17 protein-coding genes are annotated in these 22206 nt (G+C 49.9%); 13 read left to right on the forward strand and 4 right to left on the reverse strand.

The window, feature by feature from the left end:
• The first annotated feature begins 66 nt into the window (after positions 1 to 66).
• Complete coding sequence (locus KQJ23_RS15215) at positions 67 to 990, forward strand: NAD(P)/FAD-dependent oxidoreductase (RefSeq protein WP_216479719.1); 924 nt, start codon at positions 67 to 69, stop codon at positions 988 to 990.
• A complete protein-coding gene (locus tag KQJ23_RS15220; protein WP_216479720.1) occupies positions 987 to 1877 on the forward strand; it encodes a class I SAM-dependent methyltransferase in 891 nt (296 codons plus the stop codon). Before KQJ23_RS15215 ends, KQJ23_RS15220 begins: the two co-directional genes overlap by 4 nt.
• On the opposite strand, the gene KQJ23_RS15225 is transcribed toward KQJ23_RS15220, so the two are convergent.
• Entirely contained in the window at positions 1874 to 3502 is a 1629-nt protein-coding gene (locus tag KQJ23_RS15225; RefSeq protein WP_216479721.1) for a response regulator, read from the reverse strand. The genes KQJ23_RS15220 and KQJ23_RS15225 overlap by 4 nt on opposite strands.
• Before the next feature lie 249 nt (positions 3503 to 3751).
• Entirely contained in the window at positions 3752 to 5539 is a 1788-nt protein-coding gene (locus tag KQJ23_RS15230; protein ID WP_346779407.1) for a sensor histidine kinase, read from the reverse strand.
• 284 nt (positions 5540 to 5823) lie between these two features.
• On the opposite strand from KQJ23_RS15230, the gene KQJ23_RS15235 reads away from it, so the two are divergent.
• The 10 genes from KQJ23_RS15235 to KQJ23_RS15280 all read left to right on the forward strand — a co-directional run bounded on the left by KQJ23_RS15235 (position 5824) and on the right by KQJ23_RS15280 (position 18064).
• Positions 5824 to 7173, forward strand: coding sequence for an ABC transporter substrate-binding protein (locus tag KQJ23_RS15235; protein ID WP_249529802.1), 1350 nt, complete (start codon positions 5824 to 5826; stop codon positions 7171 to 7173).
• A 342-nt stretch (positions 7174 to 7515) separates the two neighbouring features.
• Positions 7516 to 8454: a carbohydrate ABC transporter permease gene (locus KQJ23_RS15240; RefSeq protein WP_216479724.1), complete on the forward strand. Its 939-nt coding sequence runs from the start codon at positions 7516 to 7518 to the stop codon at positions 8452 to 8454.
• Positions 8455 to 8469: 15 nt separating this feature from the next.
• The gene (locus tag KQJ23_RS15245; protein WP_216479725.1) at positions 8470 to 9309 is read left to right on the forward strand and encodes a carbohydrate ABC transporter permease; all 840 of its coding nucleotides are present in this window, start codon (positions 8470 to 8472) and stop codon (positions 9307 to 9309) included.
• Positions 9309 to 11108, forward strand: a complete 1800-nt coding sequence (locus tag KQJ23_RS15250) for a heparinase II/III family protein (protein WP_249529803.1) — start codon at positions 9309 to 9311, stop codon at positions 11106 to 11108. Before KQJ23_RS15245 ends, KQJ23_RS15250 begins: the two co-directional genes overlap by 1 nt.
• Before the next feature lie 213 nt (positions 11109 to 11321).
• Complete coding sequence (locus tag KQJ23_RS15255; RefSeq protein WP_430522307.1) at positions 11322 to 12449, forward strand: glycoside hydrolase family 88 protein; 1128 nt, start codon at positions 11322 to 11324, stop codon at positions 12447 to 12449.
• Positions 12450 to 12488: 39 nt separating this feature from the next.
• Positions 12489 to 14348, forward strand: coding sequence for a DUF2264 domain-containing protein (locus KQJ23_RS15260; RefSeq protein WP_216479728.1), 1860 nt, complete (start codon positions 12489 to 12491; stop codon positions 14346 to 14348).
• A 27-nt stretch (positions 14349 to 14375) separates the two neighbouring features.
• Positions 14376 to 15146: an inositol monophosphatase family protein gene (locus KQJ23_RS15265; RefSeq protein WP_216479729.1), complete on the forward strand. Its 771-nt coding sequence runs from the start codon at positions 14376 to 14378 to the stop codon at positions 15144 to 15146.
• Between the two features lie 157 nt (positions 15147 to 15303).
• On the forward strand, positions 15304 to 15921 hold the full coding sequence (locus KQJ23_RS15270; protein ID WP_216479730.1) for a TetR/AcrR family transcriptional regulator: 618 nt from the start codon (positions 15304 to 15306) through the stop codon (positions 15919 to 15921).
• A 37-nt stretch (positions 15922 to 15958) separates the two neighbouring features.
• Positions 15959 to 16864, forward strand: coding sequence for an alpha/beta fold hydrolase (locus KQJ23_RS15275; protein WP_216479731.1), 906 nt, complete (start codon positions 15959 to 15961; stop codon positions 16862 to 16864).
• 174 nt (positions 16865 to 17038) lie between these two features.
• Positions 17039 to 18064 (forward strand): LacI family DNA-binding transcriptional regulator, encoded by a 1026-nt coding sequence (locus KQJ23_RS15280; protein WP_346779408.1) that lies wholly within the window; start codon positions 17039 to 17041, stop codon positions 18062 to 18064.
• Between the two features lie 31 nt (positions 18065 to 18095).
• Here the strand turns inward: KQJ23_RS15280 and KQJ23_RS15285 are convergent, their stop codons facing one another.
• Entirely contained in the window at positions 18096 to 19058 is a 963-nt protein-coding gene (locus KQJ23_RS15285; protein ID WP_216479733.1) for a sugar kinase, read from the reverse strand.
• A gap of 245 nt (positions 19059 to 19303) precedes the next feature.
• Here KQJ23_RS15285 and KQJ23_RS15290 point away from each other — a divergent pair, with 245 nt between their 5' ends.
• On the forward strand, positions 19304 to 20251 hold the full coding sequence (locus tag KQJ23_RS15290; RefSeq protein WP_249529804.1) for an AEC family transporter: 948 nt from the start codon (positions 19304 to 19306) through the stop codon (positions 20249 to 20251).
• A 981-nt stretch (positions 20252 to 21232) separates the two neighbouring features.
• Here KQJ23_RS15290 and KQJ23_RS15295 read toward each other — a convergent pair.
• Entirely contained in the window at positions 21233 to 22078 is an 846-nt protein-coding gene (locus tag KQJ23_RS15295) for a YitT family protein (protein WP_216479734.1), read from the reverse strand.
• Between the last annotated feature and the right edge of the window lie 128 nt (positions 22079 to 22206).

Raw genomic sequence — 22206 nt, forward strand, 5'->3', positions numbered from 1 at the left:
CCCCTTCTTGCACCTCAATTATGGATATCGTAGGTCTATAATATATTGAAAGGTGGAGCGAAAATGATGAATAGCAAGAGGTATGATGTTCTGATTATTGGAGGCGGCCCTGCCGGGCTGAACGCAGCCCTTGTACTGGGAAGAGCAAGGAAGGAGGTGGCTGTGATCGATGAAGGAGCCCCGCGTAACTCGGTAACTCAGCATGCTCATGGATTCCTTACCCGGGACGGAATCACGCCAAGCGAATTCCGGCGTATTGCCCAAGAAGAGATAGGTGCCTATCCTTCCGTAACCTTTATCAAGGATAGAGCCGTAGCCGCAACGGGTGAGGATGGTGACTTCCAGCTTACGACTGCAGAGGGGTCCGTATATCTCGGCAAAAAGTTATTCTTCGCGGTAGGAATGGCTGACCGCCCGCTGAACGTTCCGGGTTTATCCGAAGTGTATGGAAAAAGCGCCTTTGTCTGCCCTTACTGCGATGGCTGGGAATTGCGGGATGAGCGGCTTGTAGTCATAAACCGTGGGCCGGAGCTTATGCATTTTGCACCTGTCCTATCGGGTTGGAGCAAGAATCTTACCATCTGCACGAACGGTCCCGATGGATTGACGGAAGCTCAGCGCGAAGAGCTTCAGCAGCATGGAATCCCCCTATTTGATTCACCTATTCGTCAGATCGATTCGGTTCAGGGGATTGCTCAGCAAGTTGTGCTGGAGGACGGAACCTCCATTTCATGCCGGGGAATCTTTTTCAAGCCGGATCTGGTAATGGGATCTCATCTTCCGCAGGATATCGGCTGCAGAATTACGGATGAAGGAATCGTGGCAGTCGATGAGTATGGAAAGACGAGTATTCCGGGCGTTTATTGCGCCGGAGACGCAGCCTCACGGATGCATCAGGCTATTGCCGCTGCCGCTAAAGGTGCGGTCACTGCTGCCGTGATAAATAATGAATTGAATACGGAAAACTGGATGAAAGAGGGGAAAAAATGAAAAACGAATTTTTTAGTCAAGAGGTTTGGGAGCAGGCCTGGAGAGAGCGCGGGGATGCAGTTCTTAGCAAAATGAAGCAGGCTGGCATTTCGCCGGTCAATGCTTTTGACCATAAGGCGAAGACCTTTAACGAGCAGTCCTTCAGCGAAGAAGGCAAGAAGAGAAGCAGACGTATTCTGAACTGGATTGAAGACCAGGGAGTCAGCTTTCATCAGGCCTCCGTGCTGGATATCGGGGCTGCCTCCGGGGTATTCTCCGTTCCGTTTGCAGAGCAGGGTGCCCATGTGACTGCCGTTGAATCCTCATTGCCATTGGTGAAGCTGCTGGAGGAAAATACGAAGCCTTTTACCGATAACCAGGTGAACATAGTTCCGGAGCCATTTGAGAACATTGATGTGCAGGCCAGAGGCTGGAACCAAGCCTTTGATCTGGTCTTCGCCTCTATGTGCCCGGTCATCTACAATTGGGAGAGCGTGGAGAAAATAATTCAGTGTGCGAAGCAGTATTGCTATATCAGCATGCCGGCAGGCGCCGCAGAGAACAGTCTCGCGAATGAAATCTGGCCTCTGATTAGCGACAAGCCGCACACCTCGAAGCCGGCCGAGGTTGCTTATCTCATGCATCTTTTATTCCTCAAGGGCTATTCGTATGAATCGTTAGTTACACGGGAGCTGAAGACGACCGAGGTCTCTGCCGAAGTAGCCATGCAAGAAATGATCAGCTGGTTCCGCGGCCAGGGGCTGGCTGAGGATACCCGGAAAATGAAAGTGGTTGCCGACTATTTGGAGCAGGCCTATCCGGCCGGTAAAGTGGTCATCCATCAGGGCGGGCGATTCGCTAAAGTGCTTATTCGCTTGCAGGATGAAAAGATGTATTCGAGAAATTAACGTTCAATTTGCGATAGATTGCCCAGCCGCTGCATGTATTCCCGCGGCGAAATACCCTCTACCTTTTTGAATACTTTGCTAAAATAAAATGCGCTCTCATATCCAAGACGCTGAGAAATTTCATATATTCGTCCTTCGCCGCGCTGCATCATTTCCTTGGCCGCCGAGATCTTGGTCTCCGTGACATACTCGACAAAATTGATCTTGGCGGTCTTGGCGAACAGGTGGCTTAAGTAATTGGGACTGAAGCTGAACATATCCGCTACCTGATTCAAGGACAGCTTGCTGTCCAGATTACGCTTGATATATTCCTGGACATTTCTAACGACTTGCTCCTTGTAAGTCTGCCTGCGGCCGGGCAGAATGCTGCAGCAGCCGTCGCGGAATTGAATGAGCCAATCAATGATCCCCTCCATGGAATGCTTCTGGTAAATCGCCCGGTAGCCTTCAGGCTCATGCTCGAAAATATGCTCGACAATCTGTTCGCCATCCGCGAGCAAGGAGGTAGCCATATAGAGCAGATTGCTTGCCGCATCTGTTGCGGAGACCAGCAGGTGCGGCTGTCCGGCAAAGCGGTCAATCAGCCGGGTGATCATCTCATGGAGAGCCTGAACATCCATCTCCTCAAAGGCCCGGCGAATGTTGGGGCGTAAAGCGGAGTAATCAAACAAAGAAGCATCAAGCTCAGAGGCCTGCTGTTCATTTGTGAAGAAGACAATGCTCTGCTCCTGGCTATTTACAGGCAGAGCTCTTCTTGCGGACTGGTAGCTTTCATATAGCAAATAGGGATCCTCAACAGCGATGCCTACGCCTGCGATCAGGATGACATTAAAGTAATTGTGCAGCAGCCGTGCCATGTCGTTCAGCCGCTTTTGCAGATCACTCAGCCACAGGTCGGCTTCTTTTCCCGGAAGAGGCAGGGTAATGGCAAAATTTCTAAGATCCAGACTTGTAATATGACAGGGTCCTGAGGAGGCTAAAGTCTCTCTGGCCATCTGAACCGTGCTGGTACAAAGGGCAGCGAGCTTGTCTCCGCGGGCGGGCACGGTGTCCGGTCCCAGGATGCGGCATGTGCAGACGAGGTAAGCCGGGGCATCAAGCTCGAGCTCCAGATCATTCTTTTGCAGGAGAACCTGCTCCTTGCTCTCAAACAGATGGTTAAACAAGCGGATAAAAAATTTATCCCGAAGATCCTGTAGATTCCTTCGATAATCCAGCTGGGGTTGCCCGGAAGCCGCTTCGGATTCCTCCACCATGGAAATGGCCCGCAGGATGGATTCCTCCAGCATTTTCGGAGTGAGCTCCAGCTTCACAAGGTAATCGACAGCCCTCACTTCGATTGCACTGCGGGCATATTGGAAATCTTCATAGCTCGTTAAAATAATGAATTTCGGAGCACGCCCTGATTTTCTTCGGACAGATTCGGCTACTTGCAGCCCCGTTTTAATAGGCATTTTAATATCGGTGATAACAATATCAGGCTGTAGACTATCGATCATTTCCTCGGCCTGCGCGCCGTTATGGGCTACGCCGACAATTTCGATCCGGTAGTCCTCCCACCTCAGCATAGATTGAAGACCGACGCATACAAGCGCTTCGTCATCGGCAATCAACAATTTGATCATACGGTTCACCTCACCTGCAGACTTAGAGATTATATAAGTTGAACTATAAAGCTACGTAGAAAGGGCATAAATGTGAAGTGTTACAAGCTTTCTGCAAGAAAGCTATTTCGGAAGCATACAGCGTAAGCGTTCGCCTTTGTGAGTGGATTTCCACCTTATGATGGTTTAGTTCAATCAGAGAAATCCGCGAACAACAGCGATCGTAAGAACACTTCACATGTTGCCCCTAAAACGTAAAATTCAGTTAGTTCAACTTATATGGGGAAGATTTTTGCGAAAAGGGAGACGGAGCATCATTTTAGTATATTGGTTCGGTATGCTCTGAATGGACAAACCATAGTTCTCTCCGAATGTCAGCCTGAGCCGTTCATGCACGCTTCGAAGTCCCATGTTCTCAAGCAGCCCGTTGGCACCCTGCTCGCCGGAAGAGAAGACCCTGGCAATGCTCTCCTCACTCATCCCTATGCCGTTATCCGCAAGACTAACCTGAATATCATTCAGCACACAGCGCTCGATGGACAGGATAATATCCCCCTTACCCTTGGGTTCAATGCCATGGAAGATCGCGTTCTCGACCAAGGGCTGAAGCGTAAAGCGCGGAATCAGACAATTCAGCAGTTCTTCCTCCTCGATATGCTTCTCCAAGGTAATATTGCTTCCATAGCGGTATCTTTGAATTAGAAAATAATCATCCAGCAATGCTATTTCGTCACTAAGCGGCACCAGCTTCCGAGGATCCTTGGCAATACTGCGAAGCAGCCTCGACAGGGAGGTCGTCATTTCGGCGATCCCTGTTGCATTCTGAAGTGTAGCCATCCATTTAATCGAATTGAGCGTATTGTATAGAAAATGGGGGTTAATCTGGCTTTGCAGCATCTGGTATTCCAGGTCTTGCTTCTGCTTCTCATCCGCCAGGCGCTTCTCCATCAAGGTCACCATATCCTGGGATAGGCGATTAATCCCTCTTCCCACATCCCCCAGCTCACTGTTCCACTCAATATTGCGGTCGATCAGAAAGTTTCCTTGCGCAATCTTGTCGATGCGTTTTTTCAGCTTCTCCACCGGCAGGCTGATTGTACGGGTCAAATAATAGGTAATGATAGCACTAAGAACAATGACTAAAATTACGACGCCCAGGACCATCAGCAGCCAGATATTCACTTGGGGCACAAACTGCTGCTTGGACAAGGTCTGTGTCAGCGTTACCCCGGTACGAACCGGGTAGGAAACGGCCACTTGGGATTTACCGTCAGCTGTGAACAACAGCAGATCGGTGAATTGCGCACTGCTATCCTCCTGCTCATAGGCTGAGATCAGGAACTCGGAGGTCGCTGGTCCGATTTTTCCTTCAGAAATGGAGTAATATTGATTGCCCAGCTTCAAGAATAGCTGTGCTCCTTCCGGCAGCGCATAGCCCCGAAGCTTATCCGTAACCACACTGACATTGGCCAGCAGATAGACCGTTCCGATCCGAACCGAGCGATCTCCATAGATAGGAAGCACGAACGGGATAGTGCTTGTACTGGACAGCGGATCGGCAATCACCCGTTCCCATTCCTCGTAGGAATCCTCCGTCAGTCCCGGAAGTGTACTAATATTGTGTATATTCAAGGGAAGCGAAGTACCTACAGCATTGTCCACCTGCAGAAATTTGCTGTCATGATCCGTGACGATGATTCTTCTTACATAGCCGTTGGAGGGATTAACGCGAAAAGCCTCCTGCATAGCATTAAAAGCCTTGACCGCATCCATGGGACTTGCCTCCGGGGAAGTAAAATATTGCTTCAGCAAAGTATTTGTAGACGAATTGGTGCTGGAGTTCATCGCCAGAACGGACAAATTCAGCAGGTCCTGCTCTATGATATGGGACACCAGTTGCAAATTGAATTCCGTTGCCTGGATGGTAGTCTTACGCTGGAAATACGAGATCAGCTCGTAGCTGACGTAGGACATCAGTGTGGCAATGAGCAGTGCAAAGCCGGCCATCAGCAGGATGATACGCGTCTTAACGGTAGACCTTCTCTTCGTAGAGCTCACCTCTTCAAATAGAGAGTAAAACGCTTTCAAACATATATTTAACATACCATGTTTCAGGTACTCCGTCACAAGAGCGAGAACAGAAACGAAAAAAATTACAGGTTTATCAACCGATTTTGCAGGTTCATCTTCAGAACATTTTATAAGACAATAGAATTTGGAAGTGTTTCGGATTAAAATTGTATGCCCTTTCATAAGGATATCCGCTACGATAATTGCAGGGTTCGAAATTTTGAATTCGATTCAGAACAAACACTTAAGGAAGAGGGGTTAAAAGCATGGGAATGAAAAAGATATTTGGATTTACCCTGACAGTGATCCTTTCGATCGGCTTGCTTGCAGGCTGCGGCGGCAATAACAACAAGACGGCAAATTCGGCTGACCCGGCACCGAACAATTCTGCAAGCGCTGTCAATACGGCGGGGGAGGACAACAATACAAGCCAGGAGCCTGTGACATTGAAATGGGCGTTATGGGACTGGGAGGCAACGGCTTACTACAAACCGCTGATTGATGCTTATAAGGAAATAAACCCTCAAGTTACCGTCGAATACGTGGATCTTGGTTCTACCGATTATATGACCATGTTGAGCACGCAGCTCTCCGGGGGCGCAGATCTGGATATCCTGACGATCAAGGATATTCCCGGTTATGCCAACCTGGTGAAGCAGAATCATCTGGAGCCGCTTAAGGGCTATATGAGTGAGCAGAGCATTGATCCTGCCCAATACGGCGGGACAGTGGAGCAAATCGAAGTGGACGGTGAAGTATATGCTCTCCCCTTCCGCAGCGATTTCTGGGTGGTGTACTACAATAAGGATTTATTCGATAAAGCGGGTATCCCTTACCCTGACAATGATATGACCTTGACCCAATACGACGAATTGGCCAGAAAGCTAACCTCGGGAAGCGGTGCGGAGAAGATATACGGAGGACATTATCATACGTGGCGAAGCGCGGTGCAGCTGTTTGGCATCCTGGATGGTCAGAATACGATTATTGATGGTCAATACGACTTCCTGAAGCCGACCTATGAACTCATTTTGAAAGAGCAGGAAGACGGTATTGTGATGGACTATGCAACACTGAAAACCTCCAGCACTCATTATTCCGGTGTATTCTACAACAACTCGGTAGCGATGATGAACATGGGCAGCTGGTTTATTGCGACACAGATTGAGAAGGTGAAGAGCGGAGAATCCCAGGCAACCAATTGGGGAATTGTGAAATACCCTCATCCGGACGGTGTCGAAGCGGGAACAACACTAGGCACGATCACTTCCCTGGCAGTCAATCAGAAGTCCAAAAATAAAGATGCAGCGCTGGATTTCATGAAGTTTGTAACCGGAGCGGACGGTGCGGCGGTTATCGCCTCCACAGGTACGATCCCGGCTATCAAAACCGATGAGGTTGTCAATTCGATCGCTTCTATTGATGGTTTCCCTTCGGATGAGAACAGCAAGGCAGCGCTGACTACGGCGAAGACTTATCTGGAAATGCCGCTGCACGAGAAGAGTGCAGATATCGAGGTTGTGCTTAATGAGGTTCATGACAGCATCATGACCAAGAACACGACCATAGATAAAGGTCTGGAGGATATGACCACCCGAGTACAGCAGGTACTGAACAATTAACTGTTGAGGTATGCCCCAGCTCCCCGCAAAGAAACGGATCAGGCTGAAGAGCTGTTCGCGCTTTGCGGGGTTTCTTGTCTCAAGGCTGGGGCATTAACCGGGCAAATTTGGAGACTGAGTGAGGATACTACATGAATAGCGAAGAATGGAGGTGTCCTGAAGAAGCGGAGCGCCCGCCTTTGTGAGTGGATTTCTTCCATAGATATAGTCTAATCAGAGGAATCCAGGAACAACAGCGGTCGTAAGGACACCTCCATTTGTAGCAGATACACATGGTTATATCCTCAGTAATCAATTTTTTAGGTTAATGAACCAGCCACACCTAGGTTTGGAGGAGGAAACATGCAGAACGAAACTGTGATCAGCACGGGCAAGCCGCCAAAGACCGGCGTCTCCAAAAGCGTAAAGGAGCATCTTGTCGCCTACAGCTTCATTGCCCCGAACTTCATCGGATTTGCCTTGTTTACATTAGTACCCATGATTTTTGCCTTTGTACTGGCGTTCGTCAAATGGGACGGAGCCAACCCGATGGATTACGTTGGGTTGAAGAACTTTAACCGTCTGATTCAGGACCCGACATTCCATAAGGCTTTATGGAACACGATTATCTATACGATCGGCGTAGTTCCGCTTACCATGGTCTGTGCGCTTGGACTGGCCATTCTGCTCAATCAGAAAATTTTAGGCCGAAATGTCATGAGAACGGTCTTCTTTTTCCCATATGTAGCTTCTCTCGTTGCCGTAGCCGCCGTATGGAATTTCATCTTTAGTCCGACGATGGGACCCGTCAATAATATTTTGCATGCCATAACCGGAATTCCACTGGAGGAACTGCCGCGGTGGGCTGCGGATAAGGATTGGGCGATGTTCACCGTTGTCCTGTTTACGGTATGGAAAAATATGGGTTACTACATGGTAATTTACCTGGCGGGTCTGCAGGGTGTGAATCCCGAGTTGTATGAAGCTGCCGAACTGGATGGCGCGAATGCTTGGAAAAGGTTCCGCAATGTCACCATTCCCCAGCTGGCTCCAACCACTTTCTTCGTATTGATGATCCTGATTATTAACTCCTTCAAGGTATATGACATCTTCATCAATTTGTTTGCGGGTGCGGATAACCAGCTTAACGATTCCACCCGGGTATTGGTGTATCAAATCTATAACACCGCATTCCGTTCGCTGGACTACGGCTATGCGAGTGCGATGGCGATCGTGTTGTTCCTGCTGGTTCTGGGCATCACCATTGTTCAATTCCGCGGTGAGAAGAAATACGGACAATAGGAGGATGACAGAGACATGGTAGGATCCAACAAAACCTTAAAATTCGGCGCGCTGATGTTCGCCTATCTTTTATTAATCATTGTTGTGCTGTGCATGCTTGTTCCTTATGCCTGGATGCTGTCATCCTCGCTGAAGCTGAATAAAGACGTGTTTACCTTCCCTATGCAGTGGATTCCTGAGCTGCCGCGCTGGGCGAACTATGTGGACATCTGGACCAAAATACCGCTGGGCAGGTTCATCTATAACACGGCGAAGCTATCCATTATCGTTACGGTTCTGCAGCTGCTGACCTCCAGCTTTGCCGCTTATGCGTTCTCCAAGCTTCAATTTAAAGGGAAGAATGTTCTGTTTCTGGGCTACATCGCGACAATTGCCATCCCTTGGCAAGCTTACATGGTGCCGCAGTTCATTCTGATGCGTTCCATGGGGCTGAACAATACGCATCTGGCTATTATATTGCTCCAGGCCTTTTCCGCTTTCGGAGTCTTCCTGATGCGGCAGTTCTATCAAAGCATCCCTGATGAGCTATGTGAAGCCGCACGGATTGACGGGCTGAGCGAATACGGAATCTGGGCCAGAATCATGCTGCCTCTCTCCAAGCCGGCTTTGTCGACGTTAACCATCTTCACCTTTGTCTCCACATGGAATGACTTCTTGGGGCCGATGATCTATCTGACCAAGACGGAGCTAAAGACGATCCAGATCGGATTACGGATGTTCATTTCTCAATATTCTGCGGAATATGGATTAATCATGGCAGCCAGTGTCATTTCGATTATCCCCGTGCTGATCGTGTTCCTTGGCTTGCAGAAGTATTTTGTACAGGGCGTCGCCTCTTCAGGGATTAAGGGATGATGCAGGCTATCGGTCTCGACTTTTATTATCCCGGGGGAGATGCGGAAGCCTTCTGGAGCAAGGTGCGGAGCAGTCAGGAATATAGTGACGATCTGGCGGAGATCAGAGCGGAGGGTAGGAGGCTGCTTGCTACCCCCGCTAAGGAGCTAAGCTACTCGTCCTTTTCCCTTTTTCACACTCAAGGCTCCCGGCTGGAATTCGAACAGATTTATTTTGAAAAAAGAAGACGGCTGAATACCTTCGCGCTCCTTAGCCTGCTTGAGCCTGAATCCGAATGTTATCATACGGCCTTATTGGATGCGGTCTGGTCCATCTGCAGCGAATTGACCTGGTGCCTTCCTGCTCATGTCAGTCTTGATCGATCGGTTAGTGCCGAGATTGATCTGTTCCTGGCGGAGACAGGCTTCACGCTGGCCGAGCTTCGTCTGCTTCTTGGTGACCGGCTGCCCGGGATTCTGCGGTCACGGATCGCTGAATTGGTTGAAGCGCGCCTGTTCCGCCCGTTTCTGGAGCAGGGGCCCTATAGCTGGGAGGAGGCGGAGCATAATTGGGCTGCGGTCTGTGCTGGCTCGATCGGCTCGGCGGCGCTGCTTCTGCTGGACTCGGAGGAGGATGCCGGGCGCCTGACCCGGATTTTGGAGAAGACAGAACGAAGCATGGAGTTTTATTTGCATGGCTTCGGTCAAGATGGTGCCTGTCTGGAAGGCTTGGGCTACTGGAATTATGGATTCGGTTATTTTGTTTACTATGCAGATTTGCTGCTGAAGCGAAGCGGGGGACAGCGGGACTGGTTTCGAAGGGAACAGGTGCGCAGCATTGCCGGCTTTCAGCAAAAATGCTTTCTCGGCGGTGATGCAGTCGCCAATTTTTCAGATGCCTTGCCCCATGCCGTCGTTCATTTGGGTCTTTCCGATTATCTTGCTTCCAAGTACGAAGAGGTTCAATCTCCCCCGCTCCGGTTGCGTGCAGATTATCGGGATGATCATTGTAGCCGCTGGGCTCCGGCATTACGGAATATATTGTGGCGGGAAGAGCACGAGGCGAAGAGCGGCTGGGGGCCGATCGATGTCTATCTTGAAGATGCAGGCTGGTTCGTATCAAGAATGCTATCGGACGCCGGTGATTTTGGATTTTCAGCGAAGGGCGGCCATAATGATGAGCCGCACAATCACAATGATCTTGGCCAATTTATGCTGGCCCATAACGGTGAATTTTATCTTTCGGATCTTGGCTGCGGAGAATATACGAAGGACTATTTTCGCGATGACAGCAGATATGACTACGCTTGTAACGGTGCGCAAGGACACGCAGTTCCGATTATTGACGGTGTCTTGCAGGCAGCGGGACGAGACAGACAGGCACAGCTCCGGGAAGCGAAAATTACCGATAAGGAAGACAGACTGGCGATGGAGCTATCCTCCGCTTATCCGCTAGATGAATTAACAACGTTTACCCGCTCCTGGAGCTGGCACAAGTGCCCGCTTCCGAATCTGCATCTTCAGGATGAGTATCATTTCAAGGCTGCTCCTGGCTCATTGACGGAACGCTTTGTCACGCTTCTTCCTCCTGTCCTTGCAGCTGAGAGCGGGTTGGTGGTTCTGCCTGGCCGGAAGGGAGAGCTCGCACTGGAGCTGCGTTATGATGCCGCTCTGCTGCAACCGGAGATAAGCAGGCGGACATTTCGTGACCACTTTGGCAAGGATGCGGTTTGGTACACCGTGGATTTTCATGCCCTTCAGTTGAAGCGGACCATGAGTATTCAACTTGAGTTTCAATTTGTTCTATATAAATTGAAATGAAGAAGCTGCGCACAGAAAGGGCATAAGGGTGAAATGTTCTGAAAGAAGCGAAAGCGTTCGTCTTTGCGAGTGGATTTCTACCCTGAGATGGCTTAGTTCAGTCAGAGAAATCCGCGAACAACAGCGATCGTAAGAACACTTCAGGTGTTGCCCCCGTCTTGGCGTACAACATTAATTCAAATTATATAGAGAAAGAAACGGAGGATGTGGCGAATGACTAAGCGAGCGGTATGGATCGATGAAGCGTGGGAGCGATCTCTGAAAAAGACCGTGCAGAATGCGGCCCGAATCGGATCGGGCTTTCCCCATGCAAGTCAGGGCGGCACCTATGATTTGGCAAGTCCCGGATGGTGGACGGCTGGCTTCTGGCCAGGCTTGTTGTGGGTGTTACACAGCGGAAGCGGCCATGACGAGCTGAAAAAGCTGGCGGAGGAATGCGAGGCGAAGCTGGACAGTGTGCTGGATGGCTATGTGACATTGGATCATGACCTTGGATTCATGTGGACATTAACCAGTGTGATGAATTACAAGCTGACGGGAAATGAAGCCTCCCGCATTCGAGCGCTGAAGGCAGCAAACTATTTGGCGGCGCGCTTCAATCTGAAAGGAAGATTTATTCGGGCATGGAATCCTTGGCAGGAAGGAGAGCGTAATGAGGGAATCGCCATTATCGATTGCTGTATGAATATGCCGCTATTGTTCTGGGCTTCCCGGGTAAGCGGCGATCCTCGTTACGCCCATATTGCAGAGGTCCATCTGGATACGGTAGTGAAGTATTTCATCCGGGAGGATGGCTCGGTCTACCATATCGTCCACTTTGATCCGCATACCGGAGAAAGGCTGGAAGGGCTGGGAGGCCAGGGCTATGCGGCGGAGTCGGCCTGGTCACGCGGTGCGGCTTGGGCGATCTACGGTCTTGCTCTTGGTTACCACCATACCGGGAAGAAGGAGTACTTGGCAGCAGCGCAACGTGCCGCTAACTTCTTCCTCAGCCGGTTGCCTGAGGATCACGTCCCTGCATGGGATTTCAGAGCTCCTGAAGAATTGCTGAGCTTGCGCGATTCATCTGCCGGCTCTTGCGCGGCCTGCGGTCTGCTGTTGCTGTCTACCCAACTGGATGGAGCCGATTCAGCCGTCTATGAGACGGGAGCTGTGCGGATTCTGGAATCTCTCTACAAAAAATATGGAGCTTGGGAAGAGAAGGAGGAAGGTCTGCTACTTCATGGAACCAGCAATTACCCGCAAGGGACGAACATCGATGTTCCTCTTATCTATGGCGATTATTACTTTGTAGAGGGGCTGGCAAAGCTAAAAGGCTTGGGTACGCTCTGCTGGGAATAAGGATTGGGAGATACGAAGCATGGAAAGGAGATATCCTTAATGGAGGGAATCCTGAATTCTATTGAACGGAATCCGCTGAGAACCCGGCAGGAGGTACAGGAAGCACTGCGCCAGTTGGTTCGTCCGCTTAAGCCGTTGTATGAGATGGGGGGAAGCCGCCTGCCGATCAAGGGCAGCAGTGCGGGATATGGTGAGGAACTCGCCGGCATGGAAGGCTTTTCTCGGATCCTGTGGGGGATAGTCCCTGACCTGGCAGGGGGAGGTACGAGGGAGCTTTGGGCCAATTGCCTGCAAGGTATCCTAAACGGCACGAATCCAAAGCACGATCAATATTGGGGAGAGGTCGATGATTACGATCAGCGTCTGGTGGAGATGGCAGTTCTCGGTCTTGCCCTCTGCCTGATCCCCGAGATGATCTGGGAGCCCCTTAACGAGCAAGAACGCCAGCATCTGTATCAGTGGCTTAATCAGATTAACGACCACCCATGTCATGATTGCAACTGGTTGTTCTTCAACGTGATGGTCAATATGGGCTTTTATAAAATCGGCCAGCCGTATGACAAAGAGCAAATGGAGCGAAACCTTCGGCGGATCGAGGAGTTTGATCTTGGCGGAGGGTGGTATAGCGATGGCATCGGAGGGCACAGCGACTATTACGTGCCTTTCGCCATGCACTATTACGGGCTAGTCTACGCCAAGCTGATGGAACAGGAAGATCCCGTACGCTGTAGTCGTTTTAAGCAAAAGGCACTTGAATTTGCAGCGGAGTTTATTCACTGGTTCTCACCGGATGGTTCGGCGGTTGCTTATGGAAGAAGCATGACCTACCGGTTTGCCCAATCCGCCTTCTGGAGCGCATTCGCTTATGCGGGAGCTTATAATGAGATATTTACACCAGGTGTGGTAAAAGGCTTGGTACTAAGGAATCTGCGCTGGTGGTTCAGCAAGCCTATTTTCGATGCCGGCGGAATTCTGACGGTTGGTTATGCGTATCCGAATTTGATCATGGCTGAGAATTACAATTCACCAGGCTCTCCTTATTGGGCGTTAAAGACGTTCCTTATCTTAGCGATCGAGGATAAGGAGCTCTTCTGGCAGCAAGAGGAGCGGGAACTGCCAGACCTTCCGGCGCTGTCTGTGCAGCAGGAGCCTCATTTGGTGCTGTGCCGAGAGAAGGAGACAGGTCATGTCACAGCGTTCAATACCGGGCATCTATCAACAAATGAGCATACTCACACTTCGGCAAAGTATGAGAAGTTTGCCTACTCGAGTGTCTTTGGCTTCAGTGTACCGCGGGCGGAATGGGGCTTGGGGCAGTCCGCAATAGATTCCATGCTGGGTCTAAGCGAGCGGGACAATCTCTATCGCGTTCGCAGAAGGAATGAGGAGACCTGGATCCAGGGGCATGTCTTGTATGCCCGGTGGCTTCCGTGGCGTGATGTCGAGGTGCGGACATGGATCCTGGCAGGATTGCCGTGGCATATTCGCGTCCATCGAATTGTAACGGCTCGTCCGCTGGATGCCGCAGAGGGCGGATTCGCCCTGGGGATTCAGGAAGCGCCTGCGATTGAAGAGAGCGATAAGCAGGTAACGGCAAGGAACCCTGCCGGATGCTCAGCGGTATACGGGCTCATTGGTTACAGGGGCGCCGTTGCAGTTTATCCGAATGCCGACACCAACCTGCTGCATCCCCGTACGGTCTTGCCTACCTTGACCGCCGTTCTGGCGCCGGGCACGCATTTATTGGTATCTGCCATTTATGGTCAAGCTGGTGAAGCGGAAATGATGGGTCTTGCAGAAGCGCTTGACGCATTGGGGGTTCGTATTGGGGATGGAAAGGCAGCAGTCAAGCTAGCCAGTGGAGAAATACTGAGCATAAGGGGTGATATGGTAAGATAGATTTAAATGGTGGAGGAGGCGTATCGAATGAATGACCTGGATGTATCGCAGGTGCTTGCCTGGCTGGAGACGGCGGCCCAAATGCTGCGGGATTCTTTTCAAGAAGAAAGGGAAGTATCCCAGAAGACGGGCAATCTGGATTTGGTGACAGATATGGATCGCCGGATTGAACAGTTTCTGGTCAGCAACATCCGGGAGTTCTATCCCGAGGATCGAATCCTTGGTGAGGAAGGCACAGGAGACCAGGTTGAGGACATGTTCGGTCGCGTATGGATCCTGGATCCCATTGATGGAACCATGAATTTTATCAAGCAGCAAGAGAACTTCGCCATCATGGTTGCGGTTGTGGAGGATGGGGCGGGCAAATGCGGCTTCATCTACGATTGCATGCGTGAACGTCTGGTCTGGGGCGGACCGGATATGGGCTTATACTATAATGGTCAACCGCTTCAGCCGCCGCAGGATCAGGAGCTGAAAGACAGTCTGGTGGCGATCAACTGGCAGATGTTCGCAGATAATGTCTCGAATGTGCAGTCTCTGGCCTGGGGAAGCTGCGGCGTCCGGATTCAGAGCTGTGCCGGTACGGAATTCATTCATTTGCTGCTAGGCAAGCAGTCGGTGTACGTCTCCAAGCTCGCTCCATGGGATTATGCAGCCGGACGGATTCTGTGCGAAGCGGCAGGTCTTCGCTGCTCCACCATCGAAGGAGCTCCACTGGCATGGCTTGAATCAATCAAGGGTGTGTTTGCAACGCCTCGGGCTTATGAAAGTGCGATACGTATTTTGAACACGCAATAGCGTTTGGGTTTTTAGCTGGTACCGATATTTCTTCGGTGCCAGCTTTTTTATTTATAGATATAAAGGGAATAAACGAACTTGAAACCACTTAAGTCCATCATTTATAATTTAATTATGCTAGCAAGTACTCACTTCCCAAGATTGGAGACCGTTTTTGATGAACAATACCAAACAAAAAATTCTTGCAGAAGCGTTATCCTTATTTTCAGAACGCGGATTTCATAGTGTCTCCGTCAAGGAGATCGCAGAGGCTGTCGGCATACGTGACAGTACAATCTATAAGCACTTCACTAGCAAGCAGGAGATTTTCGATACCATTATTCAGCTTGTCTCGGAGCAGACACAACAAATCTATCAGACCATTCCTATGCCGGGAAGAGAGAATACCGCCGCCGAATACGCGGTTATGGCCCTGGGTACTTTGGAAGAGTTATGCTATCAATTATTCATGTTCTACTTGCAAGATGAGGTTGTCTCGAAATTCAGAAGAATGCTTACGGTGGAGCAGTATGGAAATCTAGAGGCATCCCGGCTTTTTCGCCAATTTTTCATCGAAGAGCCGTTAGCTTATGAGGCGGGGCTATTCAGAAGTCTAAAGGATATGGGAGTTTTCGTTGATGCGGATCCGGAGGTCATGGCCCTGCATTTTTACTCTCCCTTATTTCTCATGCTCTCAAGATTTGATCACAGGGAGGTGGGACCGGAAGAAATTCGGCCAGCGATTAAAAGTCATATTGAGGCTTTTTCACGAAGCTATTCGAAAGACAAGACATAGCAGCTATGAAAAAATAACGAGGAAAGGAGCCATTCTCATGATCTTAACGGCTGTCATCATTATCATTGTGTTCGTATTGGCGATTCAATATGTTCAGTTACAGAGGGAGCTTGCAGAGGCAAAGCAGAGGCTGAATAGTTATCAGTCGCAAAACATAGCGCTTAGTTATGGAGAAATGACGTATGTCGACAAGGGAACGGGCCCGGTGATTTTAGTGGCACATGGGATCAGCGGCGGTTATGACCAAGGGTACGAAGCGCTGCACGGGAAAGAGGAGCAATATCGCATCCTGGCTCCATCGCGTTTTGGATATTTGGGCAGTACGGTGCCTGGGAACGCCAGCCCTAAAGCACAAGCTGCAGCCTATAAGGAGCTACTGGATGCCTTGGGCATTGAGAAGGTCTTTCTTCTGGGAACTTCCGCAGGAGGGACGATTGCGATTCGCTTTGCCCTTGATTATCCGGATCGGACACAAGGGCTTATCCTTTATTCTTCGGCCTTCCCATTGCCTGAAAAACCGGAAAGCTATAGCAATTATCAGGGGCCGCCCGCTTTTCTATGCAACGACTTCGCCATGTGGCTGTTTCGCCCATTGTTCAAGCCAATGATGGGAATGAAGCCGAATACGATTTACGGAATGCTGCCTGTCAGCAAGCGCAAGGAAGGCATGCAGATCGACGCTGCTACGGTGAATCCGGATATGGCAAGGAATTTTGATCAATATCCGATTGAAGAAATGAATGTCCCTGCCTTGATCGTTGGTGCCAGAGATGACAAACTGGCTAATTTTGATACTATGGAACAGGCCATTTCGCGGTTTCGGTATTACACGCTGCTCGCTTTTGACACCGGCGGACATATGATGGAGGGACATGAACAGGAAATTGACACCGCATTCGATACATTTATTCAGGCATCCGTATTGCTCGAATCTGATCGATAAATTTGGCGTGTTTTGGCGGATCGCTATTTAACAGCTGTCATAGGATGGTTCCCAAGTGACTGTTGGCCGGAGAGCCTTATCTGTAGCTATTTTATTGATTTTCAGATATAGTGAAGAATAAGTTTAGTAAAATCTTTTAGGACTCGTATTCTTCAGAGAGCGGAGCTGATGAGTGTGAATAGTAAAGCGACCATCAACGATGTTGCCCGCTTGGCCGGTGTCTCGAAAAGCACAGTCTCGCAATACCTGAATGGGCGCTTCAATTATATGAGTGAGGCTACGCGTGAACGGATTGCCAAGGTCATTGAAGACCTGGACTACCGTCCCAATGGTTTGGCCCGCAGTCTGAAGCAGAATCGTACCTTCCTGGTAGGGATTATCGTTGCCGATTTGAATTATTCGCTCTCCATTACTTGCATACAGGCTATCGAGAATGAATTGCAGGACCGGGGGATTCAGGTCATTATTTGTAATGCGGATGAGAATCCGGATAAAGAAGCCGATTATATTGAAACCCTGCTTGCGCGGCAAGTGGACGGTTTGATCCTGTTCCCGACGGGGGATGTCTCTGCTCCTTATCAACAATTAGTGGAGGTAGGGATTCCCTTTGTCCTTATGGACCGGCTGCTCGAACAGGTTACTGCCCGAAGCATATTGCTTGATAACGAAATGGCGGTAAAAATAGGAATCGAGGAGCTTGTGCGGGCAGGTCATCACAATATCGGGATGATCACTTTGCCGCTCACAGCCCAGCCTATTACCCCGCGTAAGGAGAGAGTAAGCGGATTTCGCAGGGCACTGCTGGAGGCAGGGTTCCCGCTTCGGGAGGAATATCTGATCAGTGTGCCGGCTGAGGAAGTCGCCGACAGGCTGGAACAGCTCCTGTCGCTTCCTGAGCCTCCTACCGCATTGATTGCCGGCAATGATATCGTGCTGAGAGAGGTGCTCAAGGCGGCGAATCGGTTGAAACTGTCGATACCGGAGCAATTGTCGATCATTGGAATCGATGCTGCGGATTTTGCGGAGGTATACAACCCGGCGATAACAACGATCAAGCAGCCTGCCTATGAAATGGGAAGCCAGGCTGCACGCATCTTGCTTGCAAGCATTGACGACCGTGAGGCAGGCCTCCCGATCACCTATCGATTCCCTCCCGCACTTCAGCGCGGGGAATCCGTGCTGAAGAGGCATAGACAGTAGTTCCACTGTCTATGCCTTTTTTCTGCCCAGTCTAGCCTTTGGCCCGTTTGGCGGAGGCCAGGAAAGCCTCCAGCTGTTCACGTGTCGGCAAACCGTCCATATCGCCGGGCGACATGACGGCCAGAGCACCCAGCGCGTTGCCGCGTGCTACCGCTTCCGGGATATCAAGCTTTTCCAGCAGAGCACTGATCACCCCGGCGGCAAACCCGTCCCCGGCCCCGACCGTATCCACGACTTGATCCACCTTGAAGCCCGGAACAAAGCCGGAGCCTTCTTTGGTTTTGTAGTAAGCTCCTTCAGGTCCCAGCTTAATAACCACCAAGGATACCCCAAGCTTCAGATAAAAGTCTGCAATCTCTTCCGGCTCCGTCAATCCGGTTAGAATCTTGCCTTCTCCGATCCCGGGAAAGAACCAGTCGCTCCGGCCGGCCAGCTCATTGATCGTTGAGACCATGGTCTCCTGATCCGGCCAGAGCACCGGCCGCAGATTCGGATCGAACGATACGGTTCTTCCTAATGTCCGCATATAATCCATGGCATGGCGGGCAAATGCCAGCATGCTGGCAGAGAGAGCAGCAGAGATGCTGGTTGCGTGCAAATGTCCGGCCGAAGCAAAGTAATTGTTATCGAAATCAGCAATGCTCAAGGTGGAGGCGGCAGAATTTTTACGGAAATATTCCACCTTCGGATCGCCTTCCAGCACCTTGGACTTCATCAGCATACCGGTTGAATGCTTCTTCGTAAAAGTAACGGCAGAGGTATCAATTCCTTCTTGGGTCTGCGCATGAATAATAAACTTTCCGAGGTTATCCTCGCCGAGCTTGGTAACATAGCCGGCGGGATGCCCCAGTCGGCACAATCCGGTTGCTACATTGCTTTCAGCTCCCGCAAGCGCTTTCGAAAAGGATGAAACCTCATGGAGCTCGCCGACTTCATTGGCGTAAAACATCGCCATCGGTTCCCCGAAGGTAACGGCGGCCAGTGACTTGGACATGATCTATATTCCTCCTTGAAGAGAATTTGGACTCCGGTCTTTTTCAAATTATCACATAAAACGGTTTTGTTCAATTATAATATGGGATTTTTCTATTTTTAATTGTATAATATAAAATAGTTTAGTAAACAAATGAGGTCCTCAAATGACTTTTGATTCTTTGCCTGCCTATGAGCCTATAGCTAATACGTCTTGGACAAAGAAGCTTCGGAAATGTACGATATGAGAACTACAACAAAGTGGGAATGAAGGATGAGATTATGGATGGGTTCATGATTTCTTTTTTACACACGATCTATCAAGTTCTGCTGCCGATTTCCTTGCCCGTCATTGGCGGAGCATTGTTAAAGAAATTTAAACGTCTGGATACAAAACCCCTGTCGACCCTGTCCTTATACGTCATGAGTCCGGCCCTGATCTTTGAGACGCTGCTTCGGGCCGAGGTTAGTGGGGGAGAAGTCCTAAAGACGGTTATCTTTTGCCTGTTCAACGTGCTGCTGCTCTGGTTGGTCAGTGAGGGGGCCGGGCGATTCCTGTCGATGTCTCAGCCGGAGCGCTCGGGCCTCAATCTGGTTACCATGTTTACGAACAGTGTTAACTATGGACTTCCGCTGGTATTACTTGCTTTCGGGCAGGCGGGATTGGATAAAGCATCTGTATACGTCATTGTTCAGATCATTATTATTAATACAATCGGAGTGTTTCTGGCGGCAAAATCTCATTTCTCGGTTAAGAAAGCACTTCTGTCAGTCTTCACCCTGCCATCGGTCTATGCAGCACTTTTGGCCGTATTGCTCCGCCTGCTCCAGGTTTCTCTGCCTGAAGCTCTGGGTACCGGGGTTAGCTTGCTTTCGGCGGCATATGCCCCGCTTGCATTAGTTATTTTGGGTGCGCAAATGATAGGAGTCGGTTCTGGAGAAGAGAAGCCGGGAGTGGGGAAGCAGGCCTTTGTTACGGGAATACTGCTCCGACTGCTAATCGCCCCGCTTATCGCTTGGGGTATTCTTGCGGCGCTTCAGGCCGACGGCTTATTGTTCTCCGTTATCATGATCCTTTCCTCGATGCCGGCAGCTGTGAATGCGGTTATTCTGGCGGAGCAATATGATGCGGCACCCGCACTGGTATCGAAGTGTATTCTATGGACGACGCTTGCTTCATTTGTAGTGCTGCCGGTATGGCTGTTGGCGTTGTAGACAGCAAAAAAAGCCGGAAATGATTGATTCTGCGTGCTGGGGGTAACGTGTGAAGGTTGCTTTCGATCGCTGTTGCTCGCGGATTTCTTTGATTGAATAAACCACTAGAATGTAGAAATCTACTCGCAAAGGCGAACGCTCCGCTTCTGCAGCAACCTTCACACTTATACCCTTGGCAACGCTGGCTCTTCAATCTGGCTTTAGGTGCCGAATACAATTTAATAGCTAACAATGCCGTCATGACGTAATTAAGCACTCGAACCCCTCCAAATATACATACCAGGCTCGTACGGCATCATGTACATTAATATTTCTCGCATCGCACAGAGTTCCCAGTGCGCGTGCTTCGCAGTATGACGGCGGTCGGTGACCACATGCAAATACGGGTCACACATACATTTAGTGAACAAAGTTATCTTACATTCAAGGGAAATCGTAGATGGGCGGAAATAGTGAAACTTTTGTGCTTAAAGTTAGCTAAAGCGTGGATTCTACAAATTGTTGGGTTTTTAAGGTAGGTTTTTTCACTACAGGTGGGTTTGAGCGCCAAACGGAGAATATAAGGGAAGTAATTTCACTAAATTGCGGCCGGAAGGGGCATGGCTAGAATCAGTCTGGTCATGTCAAGGCTTACGTGCAATCTTGCTTGTATACCCGTTTACGGCAAGCTTATCGTCGTGCAGCATATTGCTGCGTTGCCGTTTATGGCATAGCCATGTGCAACCTGCATTGCAGTTATCCTACAGGGGCGAAGTGATCAGGGCATAAGTGAGAAGTGTGCTGAAGAAGCGGAGCGTTCGCCTTTGTTCGCGGATTTCCCCCTTGTTAGAACTTACTTCAATTAATGAAATCCGCGGACAACAGCGATCGTAAGCACACTTCACACGTTGCCCATCTAACTCGCTCTTTTATGTTAACTATATTCCACTACTGCACATTCTCCAGCTTACATGCCTCAAATAGTAAGCTTACCGCAGTGACTTACGGCAGAATCAGAATTTCACTGTCCGGATCACAGTTGAGCACGATTGCCTTGAGTCGTGAAACCTCCCAGCGATGGCATTTCAACTGAATTTGATCCGGCTCCCCATCCTGGGAATCCTGCTTGATGAAATCTGCCTCTCTGTTTAAGTAATTAAATAAAGCTTCCTGAATACGTACACAGTGATGACTCTCGATTTGAACCTGATTATAGAAGCGGAAACCGCTCAGACATAGCTTGATGGATTCATAGGCCAGCAAATAGGCAGTTACGGAATAAATGGCCTGCTCAAAGCCGAAATGGAATCCGGCAATGATGAGTACAAGACAGTTAAACAGCATCACAAGACCTTCCGGTGTGATCCATCTTGTGAATGGCAAATTGCTGACGGCCTTTTCTGCCGAATCGAGATAGCTCCCGAACCGCAGGGCAAGCCCGATTCCGAATCCCAGAGACAATCCTCCCAATAAAGCTGCCGCCAAAGGCTCATTCAGCAGAGCCGGAAATGGATGCAGCAGGAAGGTTCCCAGCGAAATAATCAGAACTCCGAAAAAAGTTAACAGGCTAACGGAATTGCCGGAATACTTCCGCTGGAGAACGATGAAAGGCAGGTTCAGCAGGAACAGGAACAATCCTAGCCGAAGCTCTGTGCTTAATGCAAAAATAGCGGATAGACCAGTAATGCCGCCGACAACGATGCCGTGCGGCATCAGAAATAATTCAAGGCCTATCGCCGCAAGAACGGAACCGAAGATGATGCCGGTAAGCTTCATCCATAAAGGCTCCGTCTTTCTGTCTTTGTGGCTTCCGTTCAATGGAGCGCTGGTGGTGAGGTGATGCTTCACACTCACTCCCCCTTTCCCATAGCTAACGTCAGCCCAACTTGGCGTGGCTTATTGAATCTCGTCCTGATTCAGAGACGAATCTAGGATACAAAGACACTGGAGAAGAGAATCCGGTCACGAGACGCTGA

This window comes from Paenibacillus brevis (assembly GCF_018919145.1).
In the GTDB taxonomy this organism is placed as follows: domain Bacteria; phylum Bacillota; class Bacilli; order Paenibacillales; family Paenibacillaceae; genus Fontibacillus; species Fontibacillus brevis.